Origin of the sequence: Staphylococcus sp. HMSC063F05 (genome assembly GCF_001837075.1) — a bacterium.
Taxonomy (GTDB): domain Bacteria; phylum Bacillota; class Bacilli; order Staphylococcales; family Staphylococcaceae; genus Staphylococcus; species Staphylococcus epidermidis.
Genome location: NZ_KV831375.1, coordinates 1 through 18,794, shown reverse-complemented (window position 1 = coordinate 18,794; position 18,794 = coordinate 1). Strand labels below are relative to the sequence as shown.

General features: G+C 32.2%; 16 protein-coding genes and 1 pseudogene. 13 read left to right on the top strand and 4 right to left on the bottom strand.

Annotated features, from left to right (window positions below):
- Nucleotides 1–146: 146 nt before the first annotated feature.
- Nucleotides 147–326 (top strand): annotated as a pseudogene (locus tag HMPREF2576_RS11320) (IS5/IS1182 family transposase); the annotation flags it as partial.
- A gap of 3 nt (nucleotides 327–329) precedes the next feature.
- Here the strand turns inward: HMPREF2576_RS11320 and HMPREF2576_RS11315 are convergent.
- Nucleotides 330–920: a hypothetical protein gene (locus tag HMPREF2576_RS11315; RefSeq protein WP_001830659.1), complete on the bottom strand. Its 591-nt coding sequence runs from the start codon at nucleotides 918–920 to the stop codon at nucleotides 330–332.
- A 322-nt stretch (nucleotides 921–1,242) separates the two neighbouring features.
- On the opposite strand from HMPREF2576_RS11315, the gene HMPREF2576_RS11310 reads away from it, so the two are divergent.
- Nucleotides 1,243–2,121 carry a hypothetical protein gene (locus tag HMPREF2576_RS11310; protein WP_002486288.1) on the top strand — a complete coding sequence of 293 codons (879 nt, stop codon included), beginning with the start codon at nucleotides 1,243–1,245 and terminating at the stop codon, nucleotides 2,119–2,121.
- A 103-nt stretch (nucleotides 2,122–2,224) separates the two neighbouring features.
- On the opposite strand, the gene HMPREF2576_RS11305 is transcribed toward HMPREF2576_RS11310, so the two are convergent.
- On the bottom strand, nucleotides 2,225–2,656 hold the full coding sequence (locus HMPREF2576_RS11305) for a hypothetical protein (RefSeq protein WP_001830680.1): 432 nt from the start codon (nucleotides 2,654–2,656) through the stop codon (nucleotides 2,225–2,227).
- A 265-nt stretch (nucleotides 2,657–2,921) separates the two neighbouring features.
- Here HMPREF2576_RS11305 and HMPREF2576_RS11300 point away from each other — a divergent pair, with 265 nt between their 5' ends.
- Nucleotides 2,922–4,259, top strand: a complete 1,338-nt coding sequence (locus tag HMPREF2576_RS11300) for an aspartate aminotransferase family protein (RefSeq protein ID WP_001830675.1) — start codon at nucleotides 2,922–2,924, stop codon at nucleotides 4,257–4,259.
- A 127-nt stretch (nucleotides 4,260–4,386) separates the two neighbouring features.
- Here the strand turns inward: HMPREF2576_RS11300 and HMPREF2576_RS11295 are convergent, their stop codons facing one another.
- Nucleotides 4,387–5,838, bottom strand: coding sequence for an APC family permease (locus tag HMPREF2576_RS11295; protein WP_001830629.1), 1,452 nt, complete (start codon nucleotides 5,836–5,838; stop codon nucleotides 4,387–4,389).
- Nucleotides 5,839–6,381: 543 nt separating this feature from the next.
- On the opposite strand from HMPREF2576_RS11295, the gene HMPREF2576_RS11290 reads away from it, so the two are divergent.
- From HMPREF2576_RS11290 to budA, 4 genes are all read left to right on the top strand, one after another.
- On the top strand, nucleotides 6,382–7,263 hold the full coding sequence (locus tag HMPREF2576_RS11290) for a cidABC operon transcriptional activator CidR (RefSeq protein WP_001830605.1): 882 nt from the start codon (nucleotides 6,382–6,384) through the stop codon (nucleotides 7,261–7,263).
- Nucleotides 7,264–8,096: 833 nt separating this feature from the next.
- Nucleotides 8,097–9,047 carry an L-lactate dehydrogenase gene (locus HMPREF2576_RS11285; protein WP_001830650.1) on the top strand — a complete coding sequence of 317 codons (951 nt, stop codon included), beginning with the start codon at nucleotides 8,097–8,099 and terminating at the stop codon, nucleotides 9,045–9,047.
- A 62-nt stretch (nucleotides 9,048–9,109) separates the two neighbouring features.
- A complete protein-coding gene (gene alsS / locus HMPREF2576_RS11280; RefSeq protein ID WP_001830666.1) occupies nucleotides 9,110–10,774 on the top strand; it encodes an acetolactate synthase AlsS in 1,665 nt (554 codons plus the stop codon).
- Between the two features lie 111 nt (nucleotides 10,775–10,885).
- Complete coding sequence (budA, locus tag HMPREF2576_RS11275; RefSeq protein WP_001830626.1) at nucleotides 10,886–11,590, top strand: acetolactate decarboxylase; 705 nt, start codon at nucleotides 10,886–10,888, stop codon at nucleotides 11,588–11,590.
- Nucleotides 11,591–11,988: 398 nt separating this feature from the next.
- On the opposite strand, the gene HMPREF2576_RS11270 is transcribed toward budA, so the two are convergent.
- The gene (locus tag HMPREF2576_RS11270) at nucleotides 11,989–12,858 is read right to left on the bottom strand and encodes an oxidoreductase (protein ID WP_070856256.1); all 870 of its coding nucleotides are present in this window, start codon (nucleotides 12,856–12,858) and stop codon (nucleotides 11,989–11,991) included.
- A 75-nt stretch (nucleotides 12,859–12,933) separates the two neighbouring features.
- On the opposite strand from HMPREF2576_RS11270, the gene panB reads away from it, so the two are divergent.
- The 6 genes from panB (at nucleotide 12,934) to HMPREF2576_RS11240 (ending at nucleotide 18,740) form a co-directional block, all read left to right on the top strand.
- Nucleotides 12,934–13,752 carry a 3-methyl-2-oxobutanoate hydroxymethyltransferase gene (gene panB / locus HMPREF2576_RS11265; RefSeq protein WP_001830671.1) on the top strand — a complete coding sequence of 273 codons (819 nt, stop codon included), beginning with the start codon at nucleotides 12,934–12,936 and terminating at the stop codon, nucleotides 13,750–13,752.
- Nucleotides 13,745–14,605, top strand: coding sequence for a pantoate--beta-alanine ligase (gene panC / locus HMPREF2576_RS11260; RefSeq protein WP_001830610.1), 861 nt, complete (start codon nucleotides 13,745–13,747; stop codon nucleotides 14,603–14,605). The genes panB and panC overlap by 8 nt, the downstream gene beginning before the upstream one ends.
- Complete coding sequence (gene panD, locus HMPREF2576_RS11255) at nucleotides 14,598–14,984, top strand: aspartate 1-decarboxylase (RefSeq protein WP_001830619.1); 387 nt, start codon at nucleotides 14,598–14,600, stop codon at nucleotides 14,982–14,984. Before panC ends, panD begins: the two co-directional genes overlap by 8 nt.
- A 417-nt stretch (nucleotides 14,985–15,401) precedes the next feature.
- Nucleotides 15,402–16,412: a zinc-ribbon domain-containing protein gene (locus HMPREF2576_RS11250; RefSeq protein WP_001830633.1), complete on the top strand. Its 1,011-nt coding sequence runs from the start codon at nucleotides 15,402–15,404 to the stop codon at nucleotides 16,410–16,412.
- 3 nt (nucleotides 16,413–16,415) lie between these two features.
- Entirely contained in the window at nucleotides 16,416–17,747 is a 1,332-nt protein-coding gene (locus HMPREF2576_RS11245) for a zinc ribbon domain-containing protein (protein WP_001830674.1), read from the top strand.
- A gap of 306 nt (nucleotides 17,748–18,053) precedes the next feature.
- Nucleotides 18,054–18,740, top strand: coding sequence for an epoxyqueuosine reductase QueH (locus HMPREF2576_RS11240; RefSeq protein ID WP_153647446.1), 687 nt, complete (start codon nucleotides 18,054–18,056; stop codon nucleotides 18,738–18,740).
- Nucleotides 18,741–18,794: the final 54 nt, after the last annotated feature.

Here is an 18,794-nt window from a genome sequence, read left to right as displayed (position 1 = left end):
TCGCTTTCTTAGGGGACAGCTTCAGCTTGTCCTGTTCTCTCAAGGTCTCGCCAAAATACTTTGTCTTTATATGTGAAATACTAAAAAAATAAGACCCTTTCGTATAATTTAATAAATATCACTAAACTAAATTAACGAGGTGCCTTATGTATAAAGATTATAATGTGACTCAACTTACGCTACCAATGAAAACTTCATTTTTTATCCCCGCAAATGATATTTCACGACATGCAAATGATATTGTAGAAACTATTCCCGAGACTGAATTCGATGAATTAAGACATCATCGGGGTGTAACATCATACCATTCAAAAATGATTTTAAAAGAACTATGACATTTTACGTAAAGGTTGATGGTAAAGTGTAATGAAGCCAGCAGTGAGTAAAAATAGACTTATTATACCATTTGTATTGAAATTTTTATCTTTCATACCAGTATTCGGTAGCATATCAGATGAACTTTGTTGTGGTAAGTCAGAAGATTGAACTTGACCTACGTAGTATGAATTAAGTTCACGTGTGCTATCCACTGCTTGTGTCTGTTGAGTAGAGTGTCGTTTTACTTGTGAAGATGTTGTAGCAATATCTTGTGCAACATAACATTGTCGTGTATTGAGTTGACTATATTCTCCATAATTTCCACTTTTATATAGCACCACTCCATTTTTGTATACTTTATAAGTACCGACACCTGCACCAGATTTATTATTTATATCAATTGTGAAATAATCCCCTTTATCCTTAACTTTTTTGAAATTTTGTAAGTCCGGATTGCCACCACTATTTTTCATAGCTTGAATTGCTACAGCTTGTGCATCATGAGATGTTACTTCGGCTGCATGTGTCGTTGTGTCATTGACACTTGGAAATAATAATAATCCTGTTAATACAGTCGTTGCAATTAGAGAAATCTTTTTCACATTGATAACCCCATTTCGAATTGATGATATATGATGTATTTAAATTACTTTACGATTATAGTTTAGCACCTTGATTGCGAGATGATAGTAGTTTAAAAGAATTCAAATACAAATTTTAAGATACGTTAAAAATCTTAATAATCATAAACCATTGCTAATGATATAGCAGTAAAACAGACGGCAAGTATTGCTTCGTAAATAGCGAATCTTTAAGAATTTGTTAAATTGTTGTACATTTTTAAAAATAGTTAGTTTATAATTATTTTATAAAGTGGTTTATTTTGTTGAGTTAAATATATTAGAATGTGAGGGAGTATTTGAATTGAAGAAATTAGCAGTGATATGTGCGTTTACAATATTAATATTAGCTGGTTGTGGTCTTGGTGATAGTGATAATAATGGAAGCTCAACGATAAATGATGATCAACAATCAGGATATAAAAGTAACAGAGATTCAAAATCAAGTATAAGTAGAAATCAAACAGAAGATAATCAGCAGGACACACAACAAGATACCCATTCGAATAGATACTATGCTCAAGTTTGGTTAACTGCTTTAGATAGTTATAGAGGTGAAAGTGACCTTCCTTTTGACGATTTAGAAATTGTACATCAAAATATTTCTAATAAAGTTTTAGATCCCTATCACCCAGACGAATCAGCCAAACTACCTGAAGGAACAGAATTGTTAACAGCAAGTGTTACTGCAGCAGGTTCAGTTTATTATAAAAGTAATGGAGATGGCACAATTACAATATATAGTGTACCATCACATTTCCAAGGGAGTTGGCGTGACGCTGATTACTCTAAAAGAGAATCTCAACGCATTATAGATGATGCTCGTACAGTTAAGTTATACAACGCTAGTGAAAGTGAAATCAATAAGATAAGTCAGATGATGAGGACTGAATTTTCAGTTGGTGATAATTTAACAGATGAAGATGATACTTCTGAATCTGAAGATCAATCAAGTAGTTCTGATGAAGTAACGGTGACACGAAGTAATGTTATCGATATAGTTGAAGACTACGAAGGGCATCAATTAGATACAGACACATATATTTACAAAGAACCAGAAAAAGATAGCGATGGTAGTTGGGGGTTCTCATTTACAGATAAAGAAGGCCATTTAGAAGGATCTTATATTATCGATAAAGATGGAGAAGTAACGAAGTATGATGAAGATGGAGAGCCAGAATAACTAATAAGGCAGTAGAGATATCATAGTCTAATTATCTATGATGTTTCTACTGCCAATATTTATTTTATAATGTGTAAAAGACATTGAGATATGAGTTTTAAAATCATAAAATTTTTTTCGAAATGATAGGTAGACAAGTCGCCATTAAAATGATGAAAAAAAGATGTGCAACTAACCACCATGCAAATTCGTTCCAACTAAAGGAAAAAAATGGACGTTGCGCAAGAAAAACGAGAAGTGGATACATCAAAGTAAATATCAATACTAAAGGTAAGTATGCTAGATGATACAAGGATTTTGAATAATGATAGATAATTAAAAAGGCGAGATAAATCAATATTCCAATACTTAAATGAATCAGTACTTCAATAATTGTTGGCACTTCATCAGGGTTGATTAAAAAATCAATATTGAGTAATAACTGAGTTAAATGTGTGTTTTGTAGTAACACATCCATTAATATAGTTATAATAAGTAATATCACGCTAATCGTGGTTGCGCATAATAAATGATAAAATATTTTTAACCAATTCATATTAATCTCCTCCGTAAAACATTTTATTCTAAATTCCCTTTAAACATATATTCTAAGCCTCAATGACATATATTTCTTTATCACAAAAGATTCGGAACGCAAATATTCTAAATTATCAGAAAATATTTACAAATCTGAAAATTATTAGTATATTGATTACTATCCTATTAATATTGATTTATTTTAAAACGATAGCAGTTGATAGTTTTATAGCTTCATATGTAGATAGCTATATTAAAAAGAGTCACTATTGGGAGGGAACTCAATGAGTAAGGTTAATCATTTGATAGATGAAGATGAACGTTATTTTGCACATTCTGGACGGATTAAATATTATCCTCTAGTTATTGATCATGGTTATGGAGCCACGTTAATCGATATAGACGGTAAGTCTTATATTGATTTATTAGCAAGTGCAAGTTCGCAAAATGTGGGTCACGCTCCGAAGCCAGTAGTCGAAGCAATTAAGAACCAAACTGAGAAATTTATTCATTATACACCAGCATATATGTATCATGAACCGTTAGTGCGATTATCAAAAAAATTATGTGACATTGCTCCTGGAAATTATGAGAAAAGAGTTACTTTCGGATTAAGTGGCTCTGATGCTAATGATGGGATTATAAAGTTTGCACGAGCGTATACAGGACGTCCATACATCATAAGTTTTACTAATGCATACCATGGTTCAACATTTGGTTCATTATCGATGTCTTCAATTAGTTTGAATATGCGTAAGCGTTACGGGCCATTACTTAATGGATTTTACCATATACCTTTTCCCGATAAGTATAGGGGGATGTTTGAGCAAGCTAAACCTAACACAGTTGAGGAATATTTAGCTCCTTTAAAAGAAATGTTTACAAAATATGTCCCTGCGGAGGAAGTTGCATGTATTGTGGTTGAAACAATTCAAGGTGACGGTGGCTTACTTGAACCCGTACCAGGTTATTTTGAAGCATTACAAGAGCTTTGCCACGCTCACAATATTCTTATTGCAGTCGATGATATCCAACAAGGATTAGGTCGTACAGGAAAGTGGAGTTCCGTAGATCATTATCATTTTACTCCAGATTTAATGACATTTGGAAAGTCATTAGCTGGAGGTTTACCAATGTCTGCGATTGTAGGTCGTAAAGAAATCATGGAAAGTCTTGAAGCACCTGCTCATTTATTTACAACTGGTGCAAATCCTGTAAGTTGTGAAGCAGCCTTAGCTACGATAAAGATGATTGAAGATGAAGATTTACTAAACGCTTCATGGAAAAAGGGGAGTTACGTTAGAAAAAGAATAGACCCATGGATAGAACGTTACCAATATGTAGGTGATGTTCGAGGTATTGGATTATCAATTGGAATAGACATAGTATCAAATAAAATTGAGAAAACTAGAGATTCTGAAGCAGCATTAAAGATATGTAATTACTGCTTTGAAAATGGTGTGATTATCATAGCAGTTGCGGGTAATGTTTTAAGATTTCAACCACCACTTGTGATTACCTATAAGCAACTTGATAAAGCATTAGATACAATAGAAGAGGCGCTTGAAAAGTTGGAAAGAGGAGAATTAAATCAATATGACATTAGTGGTCAAGGTTGGTAAGAAGCATGTAGATGAATAGCAATTCCTCGATAATAAATAACAATATTAATATAGGGAGTGGGACAGAATTCATAACGAGTTCATTGTCCTACTCCCTATATTTTAATTTAATCTATAAGTCTTTCATTTATTTTCTAGGTACTTGATACGCTTCTTCATCATTCTTTTTGGAATGTCTAATTCCATAAATTAAATAAATAATTATACCTACAATAAACCATATCAGTGTATACAACTTAGCTTCAAAACTTAATCCCCAAAATACTAGCAATACTAATATAAATGTAATTGCAGGCAATATAGGATATAAAGGTAATTTAAACTCTGGCTTAGGTAAATCTTTCCCTTCACGTTTTCTTAATCGATACATTGCTAGTGACACAAACATGAATGCAACAAGGGTACCTGCGGAAATCAATTGTGCTAAGAAAGCAAACGGGAACATTGATCCGATAACTACGCCAATGATTGTAAGTATGACAAGTGCTCGATTAGGTAAATGTTTGTGATTCAATTGACTTAACCAAGAAGGGAGTAAACCATCTCGTCCAAATGAATATAATAGACGTGAACCTGCAAGCATCATACCGATTAATGCAGTGAACATACCGATGACAGAAATTGCTTGAACAATTGCAGCAATAATACCATGACCACTTTCTCGTAATGCCCAACCTACTGGCTCTGCATTATCAGCGTATTGAGAGTAATGGAACATGCCAACAAGAACAAGTGCTACGGCCACAAACAATACAATTGCTACTATGAGTGACCCTAAGATTCCTCTAGGCATTGTCTTCTGTGGATTAATCGCTTCAGCTGAATTAGCAGCAATAGAGTCAAAACCAATATAAGCTAAAAAAATCATTGAAACTCCAGCATAAATACCTTGCCAACCTCCAAAGTCGCCAGTTTCAGTAACTTTATGTTCTGGAATAAAAGGTATATAGTTACTGAAATTAATCGCAGTTAGCCCAACAATCACAAATAAAATGATGGCCAACACCTTTAATATAACCAATACATTTTCCATACGAGCGGCTTCGTTCATTCCGCGTGATAATAGTAATGCAGTTAAAATAATCACTACAGCAGCAATGATATCAATGACACCACCGTTACTTCCAAATGGATTAGATAATGATTTAGGTAAAGAAATGCCCAATGGTGCAATAAGACCTCTTAAGTTAGCAGAAAAGCCTGAAGCAACGAAAGCAACAGCAATAAAGTATTCTGCTAAAAGCGCCCAACCGGCAACCCATCCGAATAATTCACCAAAAAGAACATTAATCCATGAATAAGCTGAACCAGCAAAAGGCATTGTAGATGCCATTTCTGCATAAGTAAAGGCTACAAGACCTGCCACAATAGCAGCTAATAAGAATGACAATGAAACAGCAGGTCCGGCATGCTCAGCCGCGACAACACCTGGTAAAGTGAAGATAGATGTAGAAACAATTGTACCAACACCTAGTGCAAGAAAGTCGCGTACACGTAATGTGCGTTTAAGATGCCCATCTTTACTTTGATAAATAGTAGGATTCTCTTTTCGAGTCATCCGATTAAAAAAACTTCCCATAACAAACCTCCATAACATCAACTTACTATTAACATGAGTCAGCAAACATTCCTTAACAATACGTATTAAAAAATCATCTACATGTAGATAAAATGAATTGGCTGATTCTGATAATTAATATAATAGCACAGAAGATAAATATTTTGTCTAAAAATTCTGAAAAATTAACAAAAATTATTTTCCTCAGTGATTAAGTTAATATAGTAAAATTTCAATAGGCTAAAAAGGATATAAATTGAATGTTAATATCACAGGAATTTTCATTTATGGTATTTGTCATGTATTTCTTCACATGATTTATAAATTAGTAAAGTAATTATATTTGTAAAACATGTTATCGTAAAAGAGAGCATCATGATAATGATGAAAAATAATCGGTATTAGTCAATTAAAACAATTATATACACGGAATTATTGTTCAATGAGTGTTAGTGTAAATGATTAATTGAAGAAGTTATGTTAAAAAAATGCTAGATATCAAACGATGGTTCTATGAGAGAAGATATCCATCAATCAAATGTTGATAATTAAGGATGAATGTAAATGGAAATTAAACAAATTAAATATTTCGTAGAAGTTGTACGACAAGGTGGTATGACGCAAGCATCTGAACACTTATACATTGCACAGTCAACGATTAGCAAAGCGATTAAAAATATTGAAAATGAATACGATATTACATTGTTTGACCGGTCACAAAAACAAATAAAACTAACAGATATAGGTCAAACATTTTATGATAATAGTTTAGAATTTTTAGCTTTATTCGAGAAATTATCTTTAGAAATGAATGACATTGTGAACGTTCAAAAAGGTCATATTAAAATAGGCTTATCACCAATGATGAATGTTCAAATGTTTACAAATGCATTGAATCAGTTTCACAGACTCTATCCTAATGTGACATATGAAGTGATTGAGGGTGGTGGTAAAATTGTTGAGAACTTAACATCTAATGATGATGTGGATATTGGTATTACTACATTACCTGTAGATCACACTGAATTTCATTCAACTTCTTTATATAATGAAGAATTATTATTAGTAGTAAGTAATGACCATCATTTAGCACATTTAAATAAAGTAGACATGGCAGATTTGAAAGATGAAGAGTTTGTTTTATTTCATGATGATTATTATTTAAAAGATCAAATTATAGAGAACTGTAAAAGGCTAGGCTATTACCCTAAAACTGTTGCTAATATTTCTCAAATTAGTTTTATCGCTAATATGATTCAACAAGGAATAGGAATTAGTATCGTTCCAGAAAGTTTAGTTAATTTAATGGGGAATAACGTAACGTCCATTCAATTAGAGAATGTTGAATTATCATGGCATCTTGGCGTGATATGGAGAAAAGATGCTTATCTCAATCATGTAACTCGCAAATGGATTGAATTTATTTCTGAGATGAAACCAACATAGGTCAATATTTAGTAAAAGATTTTATATCAAAGTCGATATTACAACTTGTCAATTTTTAATAACGCCAAAGATATGTAAGAGGCACAAACACATCTTTAATGTATTGTACATATGCACGTAAATTTCATTAAGGTACACCAATAGTTCTCACTCCACAATTTAAATATTAAAATGACTAGTACATAAATTGAAGTGTGCTTTTCAAGTAGGTGTTTATACTTAAATAACTGAGCCTGAGACATCGATATTTGTCTCAGGTGTTTTGTATATTGGAAGTTAATGGCTGAATTTAAAATGTGCCGAAGTAAATCTTTATATTATAAATTCTTTAAAAAGGTATACGACGGTAAATATTTTAATCAATTACTATTTTTTTGATGTTTTGACGTTATATTTATTGATAAATATTTGGAATTCACTGTATTTAATTGTTAGTTTATACATAGAGGTGGGTATGGCCTAGTAGGTAGTCTTTTAATAAAGGCATTGAATTGATGTCTTTATTGACGAAAAAGACCGCGATTAACTCATATTCGTTTATTTCATATATGAATAAACAAAGTATTACATTTTTCTATAGGAAACCTATTCCTTTTATGAATGGTTAACATCGTTATTATGTATTTTATTAATACTTTGTCACGTACTATAATAATAAACGTAATAAAGTTAGTCGCTGAATTGATTGCTTCAGAAAAGTGTTGAAAAATTGTCATTAAAATGAATTTTTTATATCTGAACTGAAGTAAAATTCTAGTTATTTTAATAGAAATATTATACAAATAAGCTAACACAGTTATTTGTGTAACTTTATTATGAAGGAGTTCGTTAAAATGAAAAAATTTGGGAAAAAAGTTGTTTTAGTAGGAGACGGTTCCGTAGGTTCAAGTTATGCATTTGCTATGGTGACTCAAGGAATTGCAGATGAATTTGTAATTATTGATATTGCAAAAGATAAAGTGGAAGCAGACGTTAAAGATTTAAACCATGGTGCACTTTACAGTTCTTCACCAGTGACTGTAAAAGCTGGAGAATATGAAGATTGTAAAGATGCAGATTTAGTTGTTATTACAGCAGGTGCACCTCAAAAACCGGGTGAAACTCGTTTACAACTTGTTGAGAAAAATACTAAAATCATGAAAAGTATCGTAACTAGTGTCATGGATAGTGGCTTTGATGGTTTCTTCCTAATTGCTGCAAACCCAGTTGATATCTTAACACGTTATGTTAAAGAAGTTACAGGTTTACCAGCTGAACGTGTTATTGGTTCTGGTACAGTGCTTGATAGTGCAAGATTCAGATATTTAATAAGTAAAGAATTAGGTGTTACATCAAGTAGTGTTCACGCTAGCATTATAGGTGAACATGGTGACTCTGAACTTGCAGTTTGGTCTCAAGCAAACGTTGGAGGTATTTCAGTGTATGATACATTGAAAGAAGAAACTGGTAGCGATGCTAAAGCGAATGAAATTTATATTAATACAAGAGATGCTGCTTACGATATCATTCAAGCTAAAGGATCTACGTATTATGGTATAGCTCTAGCACTATTACGTATTTCTAAAGCTTTACTAAATAATGAAAATAGTATTTTGACAGTTTCTAGTCAACTTAATGGTCAATATGGATTTAACGATGTTTATCTTGGCTTACCAACACTTATCAATCAAAATGGTGCAGTTAAAATTTATGAAACACCATTAAATGATAACGAACTACAATTACTAGAAAAATCAGTGAAAACTTTAGAAGACACTTATGATTCTATAAAACATTTAGTTTAAAACTTATGAGAATGACGAAGATGTTTTGAGTGAACTTAATTTTTGAAAGGAAATGAATATAAATGGCGGAAAAACAATATTCTGCAGCACAAATGGTAATTGATACTTTAAAAAATAATGGAGTTGAGTATGTATTTGGTATTCCAGGTGCGAAAATCGACTACTTATTTAATGCACTAGAGGATGACGATATTGAATTAGTCGTTACGCGTCATGAACAAAACGCAGCGATGATTGCACAAGGTATTGGTCGTTTAACAGGAAAACCAGGTGTGGCTATTACTACAAGTGGCCCAGGGGTAAGTAACTTAACTACTGGTTTATTAACTGCAACTTCTGAAGGTGACCCTGTATTAGCTATCGGTGGTCAAGTTAAAAGAAATGACTTATTACGTTTAACACATCAAAGTATTGATAACGCATCATTACTTAGATCCTCAACTAAATATAGTGCAGAAGTACAAGATCCAGAATCACTATCAGAGGTTATTACGAATGCAATGCGTACAGCCACTTCAGGTAAAAATGGAGCGAGCTTTATCAGTATTCCACAAGATGTTATTTCATCACCTGTCAAAGCTGATGCAATTTCATTATGTCAAAAACCACATCTTGGTGTACCTTCAGAACAAGAAATTAATGAAGTGATTGAGGCTATTAAAAATTCTAAATTCCCAGTATTATTAGCTGGAATGAGAAGTTCAAGCCAAGCTGAAACAGAAGCTATTCGCCGTTTAGTTCAAAAAACAAATTTACCTGTTGTTGAAACATTCCAAGGTGCCGGCGTAATTAGTCGCGAATTAGAAAATCACTTCTTCGGTCGTGTTGGTTTATTTAGAAACCAAGTGGGTGACGAATTACTTAGAAAAAGTGATTTAGTTATCACAATCGGTTATGACCCTATTGAATATGAAGCAAGTAACTGGAATAAAGAATTAGATACTAAAATCATCAATGTCGATGAAGAACATGCTGAAATCACTAATTACATGCAACCAGTTAAAGAGTTAATCGGAAACATTGCAGGTACAATAGATATGATTTCTGAACATGTAAATGAACCATTTATTAATCAAGATCATTTAGATGAACTTGAAAAATTAAGAGGCGAAATCACAGAAGCAACTGGAATTAAAGCAACTCACAAAGAAGGTGTGATGCACCCAGTTGAAATCATTGAAACAATGCAAAAAGTTTTAACTGATGATACTACTGTAACTGTAGATGTGGGAAGCCATTACATTTGGATGGCTCGTAAATACAGAAGTTACAATCCTAGACATTTACTATTTAGTAACGGTATGCAAACTCTAGGTGTTGCACTTCCATGGGCTATTTCAGCTGCACTTGTACGTCCAAATACACAAGTTGTTTCTGTAGCTGGAGACGGTGGTTTCCTATTCTCAGGACAAGAATTAGAAACTGCAGTACGTAAAAACTTAAATATCATTCAATTAATTTGGAATGATGGTCGTTATAACATGGTTGAATTCCAAGAAGAAATGAAATATAAACGCTCTTCAGGTGTAGAATTTGGACCAGTTGATTATGTAAAATATGCAGAATCATTTGGCGCTAAAGGATTACGTGTGACTAATCAAGAAGAATTAGAGGCAGCACTTAAAGAGGGTTACGAAACTGATGGACCAGTATTAATTGATATCCCAGTTAACTATGCAGATAATGTTAAATTATCTACAAATATGTTACCAAATGCTTTAAATTAATAAATTAACCAATGATACTAAGGTGAATTTTAATAAAACGCACTCTAAGGTTGAAAGGCTACCTTAGAATGCGTTTCTTCAAGTAATGAATATTAATAGGAGTGATTATGAATGACTAATGTATTATATCAACACGGAACATTAGGAACTTTAATGGCAGGTTTATTAGAAGGAACTGCTTCAATTAATGACTTATTAGAACATGGTGATTTAGGTATTGCTACGCTTACAGGTTCTGATGGAGAAGTAATTTTTGTTGATGGTAAAGCTTATCATGCAAATGAACATAAAGAATTTATAGAATTGACAGGCGACGAAATGACACCATATGCAACTGTTACAAAATTCAAAGCAGACTCAAGTTTTAAAACATCTAATAAAAATCAAGAAGAAGTATTCGATGAAGTTAAAAAACAAATGAAAAGTGAAAATATGTTCTCGGCAGTTAAAATTTCAGGAACGTTTAAAAAAATGCATGTACGTATGATGCCTGGTCAAGAACCTCCATACACACGTTTAATTGATTCAGCTCGTAGACAACCTGAAGAAACACGTGAAAATATCAAAGGTTCAATCGTAGGTTTCTTCACTCCAGAATTATTCCATGGTATTGGTTCTGCAGGTTTCCATATTCACTTTGCAAATGATGATCGTGATTTTGGTGGTCATATTTTAGACTTTGAAGTGGATGATGTGACTGTTGAAATACAAAACTTTGAAACATTTGAACAACACTTCCCAGTAGATGCTAAATCATTTACTGATGCTGACATTGACTATAAAGATATAGCCGATGAAATCAGAGAAGCTGAATAATTGTTAGCTAGATGTACCTTAACTCCAAACATTATAGACTACAATGATTTGTATACTAAATAGATGAGGATAAGATAAAATATGTATTGAATATATTGTCTTATCTCGGTAACGAACCCCGACATAGAGAATTTCTGAATGAAACTCTCTATGTTGGGGTTTCTTGTACTACTATTGAAAAAGTTTGATATAAACAACATCTTCAATTCAAGTATAAATTATCTATATGGTTAACAAAGCCTAGGACATGAATTTGTGTTCTAGGCTTTGTTATATGTTTATGGTGATTAGAATTTATAAAGTAAATGCATTTCAAATATGGGGTTGTTTATTTGTAGAATAAATATATTTTTTTTGAGAAAAGGTCATATTTTATAATGACTAATTTACCTAAGATATCAATCTGGTTGTGTGTATTCAAGGTGATAAGCGTATAAAAATGTATAAGCCATATCTAGATAGGGTGTCTCTAAATGATGTTTTTTTGCACATTTATATATATAACCCTGTATGGCCTCGACTTCAAGAGGATGCTTGTTAATGACATCGTAATACATACTTGTTCCCATTTCGTCTGGATAACCTTTATAAATATTTAAAATATCATCAACGATATGATCTTCAAAGTCAATTTGTTCAGCTCTAGCAACTTTAAGACCATCAACTAATATACGACGACACAACGACTCAATATGAGGAGATTTTAAAATTTTAGCTGGTTGTTGTCCAATAGCAGTGATGGTATTTATACCTAAATTCACTAATAATTTATACCAAATGCTTTTTTCAATATTTTCTTGTAAAACCACCTCTATTTTGGAAGGATGAACCATTTGCTTGAATTGACGAGTTAGTGTGCTATCTTGAATATATAGTTGGTAATCTCTGAAATGTTGAACATTGTTGTTAACTTTTTGTCCGCTAATATAGACGACTGCTTGAAAGACATGTTGATATGGAAGTTTATTAAGCTGTCCATAGCCATTTTGTGCTAAGATAATGAGCGAATCGTCATGAGTGATTTTAGGTAATTGTTTAAGGACGTCATCCAATTGATGTGTTTTAACTGCTATGATAATGACATCAAAAGTTTGATTAATATGATTAAATGAAGTCACTTTAACATTACTTCCATTAGAAGTATTTTCTGGGAAATAGGTCATTAATTTATCTTGCCGGCCGATGAGTTCCGTATCTGGTAGAACTTTTTTTAATTCAAAAGCTAACGTTGTACCCACTGCACCTGGGCCTATAATGGCAATTGTCATAACTTTATTCTTTCCTTTCTTTTTACGATTCATTATACTATTGCTAATAATAAAGGAAATTGAGGGTGAAATGAATTGAAAACTTTAAATCATTTAAACAAAATGAAGGCATCACAGCAAAAGATTTCTATGGTTACAGCTTATGATTATCCTAGTGCTAAGCAAGCACAACAAGCTGAAATTGACATGATTTTGGTAGGAGATTCTTTAGGAATGACAGTGTTAGGATATGATAGTACTGTTCAAGTTACATTGAACGATATGATTCATCATGGTAAGGCTGTTAAAAGAGGTGCTTCAGATACATTTATAGTTGTTGATATGCCTATAGGGACTGTTGGTTTAAGTGATGAAGAAGATCTAAAAAATGCACTTAAGCTTTATCAAAACACGAATGCTAACGCTGTCAAAGTAGAAGGGGCTCATCTTACATCATTTATTCAAAAAGCAACTAAAATGGGTATACCTGTTGTTTCTCACTTAGGTCTTACACCTCAAAGTGTAGGTGTAATGGGGTATAAACTTCAAGGGGATACAAAGACAGCCGCTATGCAACTTATCAAAGATGCTAAAGCTATGGAAACTGCTGGTGCAGTAGTACTGGTTTTAGAAGCCATACCTAGTGATTTAGCTCGAGAAATTAGTCAGCAACTCACTATTCCAGTTATAGGTATAGGGGCAGGAAAAGATACTGATGGGCAAGTGTTAGTGTATCATGATATGTTAAATTATGGTGTTGATCGACACGCTAAGTTTGTTAAGCAATTTGCAGACTTTTCAAGTGGTATTGATGGATTAAGGCAATATAATGAAGAAGTTAAAGCAGGGACGTTTCCTTCTGAAAATCATACTTACAAAAAACGTATTATGGATGAGGTAGAGCAACATGACTAAAGTTATTACAACAATCAATGAAATGCAATCTATTGTTAAACAACATCAACGTGAAGGTAAAACAATAGGATTCGTTCCGACTATGGGAGCTTTACATGATGGTCATTTAACCATGATGAAGCAATCTGTAAGCGAAAATGATCTCACGGTTATTAGTATATTTGTGAATCCCTTGCAGTTTGGACCTAATGAGGATTTTGATGCTTATCCACGTCAACTCGATGATGATGTGGCTGCAGTAAAAAAGTTACAAGTGGATTATGTTTTCCATCCGAGTGTAGATGAAATGTATCCAGAAGAATTAGGTATTCATCTGAAAGTTGGACACTTGGCACAAGTATTAGAGGGAGCACAAAGACCTGGACACTTCGAAGGTGTTGTGACCGTGGTCAACAAACTATTTAATATTGTGCAACCAGATTATGCCTATTTTGGGAAAAAGGATGCACAACAATTAGCTATTGTTGAAAAGATGGTTAAAGACTTTAATCTTCCTGTACATGTTATCGGTATTGATATCGTAAGAGAAAAAGATGGTTTAGCCAAAAGCTCTAGAAATATTTACTTGACCTCTGAAGAACGAAAAGAGGCAAAACATTTATATCAAAGTCTACGCTTAGCAAAGAATTTGTATGAAGCGGGTGAACGAGATAGCAATGAGATTATAGGTCAAATCGCTGCGTATTTAAACAAAAATATTAGTGGACATATTGATGATTTGGGTATTTATAGTTATCCAAATCTTATACAACAATCAAAGATTCATGGACGAATATTCATATCATTGGCAGTTAAATTTTCTAAAGCAAGATTGATAGATAATATAATTATTGGAGATGACTATATTGATTAGAACATTTATGAACTCAAAAATCCATAGAGCTAGAGTTACAGAATCTAATTTAAATTACGTTGGAAGCATAACAATAGATGCCAATATATTAGATGCGGTTGATATTTTACCCAATGAAAAGGTTGCTATTGTTAATAATAATAATGGTGCTCGATTTGAAACATATGTCATTGCTGGAGAACGTGGTAGTGGAAAGATGTGTTTAAATGGCGCGGCTTCAAGACTAGTTGAAGTTGGAGACGTCATTATTATTATGACATATGCACAATTAAATGAAGATGAAATGGTAGATCACTCACCAAAAGTAGCTGTGTTAAATGAAAATAATGAAATTATAGAAATGATAAATGAGAAAGAAAATACGATATCAAATGTATAAGAAATGAGATGGAATTCGTTCTCAAGTGATAGTGTCATTATCGATTTTGAAATCAAAAAGGTTTGAAAAGATATAAATAAGATGATGATTGAATCAATAAAATACTATGAGCATGATTAAGAGTCTGGACACAAGGTAGATGGATGTCCAGACTCTTTTTTATTTCAATTATATTGTTTTGAAGTAAATGTCTAAATAATAATGAAGAGAAATACATACTATTACTATAAATCAATTTGAGAATATATGAGTTGAAAAAGTGGCGGAAAATATATACTCCTTTATATGGAATCTATATACCACAATTCACTATGTCCGATTAAATAAATAAGATTTTTAGGATTTTTGTAGAAAACAATATAAATAAAATGATATAATTTAAAAGATTACAAAATATTTATTATAGGAGGGTTTTATATGCATTGTCCGAATTGCGGTAATCCAATAGAAGATGATGATTTATTCTGTGGTGAATGTGGACATAAAATAAGTCGACATCCACAGTCAGTCAGAAATGCAGAAAGTGAAATAACAAAAGCTGAAAAGAATGATGAAGAACAAAACATAACATCAAATAATAAAGAAAACAACGCAGCGACTCATCAAAATGTTGATTCAACATCTCATGATGAGACTAGATCAAATGAAAATGACGTAGCAGATTCAACATTACAATCTAAGCAGTCACATAATGATACCCAACAATCAAATCTCTCTACATACCATCAAAGACCTCAACATCGAGAAATTCCTCAAAATCAACACAATCACGATCAACAGCAAAGTCAAATAGGTCAACAAGCTAAACAAGTAACAAATGAAAGTAAAGGTTTCTTTAAAAGTGCATTTACTGCACCTGATAAAATCATTCAAACTAATCATGTTTTCAGTTTTAAATTATTATTATCATTATTAATAATCGGTTTTATTGTATTAGCAATTTTACTCGCTTCCGTAATACCAGTTGAGATTGGTATTTTCGGTACTACAAGAGGAAGTTTGGTAACGAGTATCATTTTTGGTATTATTCTATTTTTGGTTGTCATAGTAGGTGCAATATTTGGGCTTACACGTTTAGTAGTTAGACAACCTATTGCATTTAAAAAAGTATTATCAGACTATGTGTTAATTAATAGTGTTTCGTTAGCAATTTTAATTATTTCTGTAATTTTAATATTAGCAGAATCATACAGCTTTGGCGGAAGTATAGCATTATTGTCTTTATTATTATTTATTGCTTCTGGTATTTATCTAATTGCGAAGTATAGCACTGGTAATCAAACAAGAATATCCAGCTTTTATGGTGTGATTATTTATATCATTATTTTGTTCTTATTTATTCGTATTTTTGGGGAGGCATTTTTCCATCAAATATTTGGTGATTTTATAGAAGAACTAGGGGATTTATTTGAAGGAGGAACTTATTAAAATATGAAATATTGCAGTAATTGTGGTCAACCTCTTCGAGAAGGTGTAAAGGTGTGTACAAATTGTGGTACGCCTGTGAGAAATGATGGACCTAATTATAAACATTCAGAACAACGTTATTCTCATCAACAACCACGTTCCAATAAGAGTAATAAAAAAACTTGGTTGATTGTTACTATAGTGTTAGCCATTATCATTGCTTTGGTAGTAATCTTTACTATAGCTAAAAATCAAATGTCTCCAGAAAAACAAGCGACTCACATTGCACATGCTATCAAAAAAGACGATGCTAAATCATTATCTAAGCAATTAACATCAAACGATCATCGTTTAAATGAAGAAGAAGCACGTGCGTACTTAAAGTATATTAAAGCAGAAAGTGATTTAAAGCATGTTGCTGACAAAGTTGAAGAAAACACCAAAGATATTAAAAATAATCACTATAACAATTTATCTGTAGATGCAAATGATAATAATATTTTAAATATATCTAAAGACGGGAAAAAATATGTTTTTTTTGATAACTATCAATTTAATGTTCCTCAAAAAACAATTACGCTCGTTTCAAGTGATAGTGGTGAAATTACTTATGAATTTAACGGGGATAAACATCATATTTCTGTAGAAGAAGATGACGATAAAGAATTAGGAACATTTCCTATCGGTGATTATAATTTAAAAGCATCAAAAGACATGGAAGGTAAAAATTTTAAAGGCGCTATTACAATTGATATGAGTGAAAGTGATAGTATTGCATATGAATCGTTTAAACAAAAACGTTTTAATGTTGATACTGAAGGCGGATATATATTAGATAATGTAAAAATATATGCTAATGGTAAAGAAATAGGCGATGGTTTTTCATCAGAAACATATGGTCCTTATGATCCAGATGAAGAAGTTATCGTTCACGCTGAAGGTTCATACGAAGGAAAAACTTTTAAATCAAATTCGGTCAATGTAGCAAGTGCAAGCGAAAAAGATGGTGGTGTGACAGATGTCACAGTCAAATTCGATGAAGAAGCTATTGATCAGTATGTCGATAAAAAATTAGATGAAAAATACGATGATTCAGATGACGAGTCAGATAACGATTCAAGTAGTGGCGAAGTAACGCGTGAAAATGTAATTGATAAAGTAGAGTCATATGAAGGACATACACTAGATACTGATACGTATACGTATAAAGAACCTGAAAAAACCGGTGATGGTAAATGGGGTTTTTCATTCTTAGATAAAGATGGAGATTTAGCTGGATCGTACACGGTAGACATTGACGACGGTTATGTTACAGAATATGACGAAGATGGTGAAGAAGTTGGATCTGGTTATTAATATTTAATGTAAGAACCTGAGACAAAAATAATTGTCTCAGGTGTTTTATTGTAGTGGAAATTGATGACTAATTTTAAAGTAGCTATGTAACAAATTTTTATTTTTAGGACTTGTTGTTAAAATGTGGAAATACACGCAATTCAAATTCGGTCGCTTTTTTTAATTTTTTAAGAGTTAAAGTCGAATTGTCTTGTACATTCGATATTTCCTTTATATATTCGCTAATATATAATATTATTAAATAATGTGTTATGTAGATGAAAGAGAGGTCATATTGTGATTGAAGCGAATCAAATTTTAGCTAAAATGAAAAATCAAAAAATCAACTATGATAAAGTATTAAGAAAGATAATTTCTCAATGGGAACGTGATGGAGAACGCCCTAAAATCTTACTTCATAGTTGTTGTGCACCTTGTAGTACATATACGTTAGAGTTTTTAACACAATATGCGGATATAGCGATTTATTTTGCGAATCCTAATATACATCCCAAAAGTGAATATTTAAGACGTGCTAAAGTTCAAGAACAATTTGTAAATGATTTTAATAATAAAACAGGTGCAAATGTAAAGTATATTGAAGCCGAATATGAACCGCATAAATTTATGAAAATGGCAAAAGATAAAGGTTTAACTGAAGAGCCGGAAGGTGGACTAAGATGTACGGCTTGTTTCGAGATGCGATTAGAAATTGTTGCAAAAGCTGCTTTAGAACATGGTTACGATTATTTTGGTAGTGCAATCACACTCTCTCCAAAGAAAAATGCGCAATTAATCAATGAACTAGGTATGGATGTACAAAATATATATAATGTAAAATATTTACCAAGTGATTTTAAAAAGAATAAAGGGTATGAACGTTCTATCGAAATGTGTAATGATTATAATATTTTTAGACAATGTTATTGTGGTTGTGTATTTGCAGCGATGAAGCAAGGTATAGATTTTAAACAAATAAATAAAGATGCTCAAGCATTTTTACAACAATTTTAAAAATATAAAATGTGAGGCTCGGACATAATTCCTAGCAAAATAGCCAGTAAATGA

Coding starts and splice junctions, on each gene's coding strand:
- HMPREF2576_RS11305 (WP_001830680.1), bottom strand. CDS start 2,656: ATGAATTGGTTAAAAATATTTTATCATTTATTATGCGCAACCACGATT.
- HMPREF2576_RS11300 (WP_001830675.1), top strand. CDS start 2,922: ATGAGTAAGGTTAATCATTTGATAGATGAAGATGAACGTTATTTTGCA.
- HMPREF2576_RS11295 (WP_001830629.1), bottom strand. CDS start 5,838: ATGGGAAGTTTTTTTAATCGGATGACTCGAAAAGAGAATCCTACTATT.
- HMPREF2576_RS11290 (WP_001830605.1), top strand. CDS start 6,382: ATGGAAATTAAACAAATTAAATATTTCGTAGAAGTTGTACGACAAGGT.
- HMPREF2576_RS11285 (WP_001830650.1), top strand. CDS start 8,097: ATGAAAAAATTTGGGAAAAAAGTTGTTTTAGTAGGAGACGGTTCCGTA.
- alsS (WP_001830666.1), top strand. CDS start 9,110: ATGGCGGAAAAACAATATTCTGCAGCACAAATGGTAATTGATACTTTA.
- budA (WP_001830626.1), top strand. CDS start 10,886: ATGACTAATGTATTATATCAACACGGAACATTAGGAACTTTAATGGCA.
- HMPREF2576_RS11270 (WP_070856256.1), bottom strand. CDS start 12,858: ATGACAATTGCCATTATAGGCCCAGGTGCAGTGGGTACAACGTTAGCT.
- panC (WP_001830610.1), top strand. CDS start 13,745: ATGACTAAAGTTATTACAACAATCAATGAAATGCAATCTATTGTTAAA.
- HMPREF2576_RS11250 (WP_001830633.1), top strand. CDS start 15,402: ATGCATTGTCCGAATTGCGGTAATCCAATAGAAGATGATGATTTATTC.
- HMPREF2576_RS11245 (WP_001830674.1), top strand. CDS start 16,416: ATGAAATATTGCAGTAATTGTGGTCAACCTCTTCGAGAAGGTGTAAAG.
- HMPREF2576_RS11240 (WP_153647446.1), top strand. CDS start 18,054: ATGAAAAATCAAAAAATCAACTATGATAAAGTATTAAGAAAGATAATT.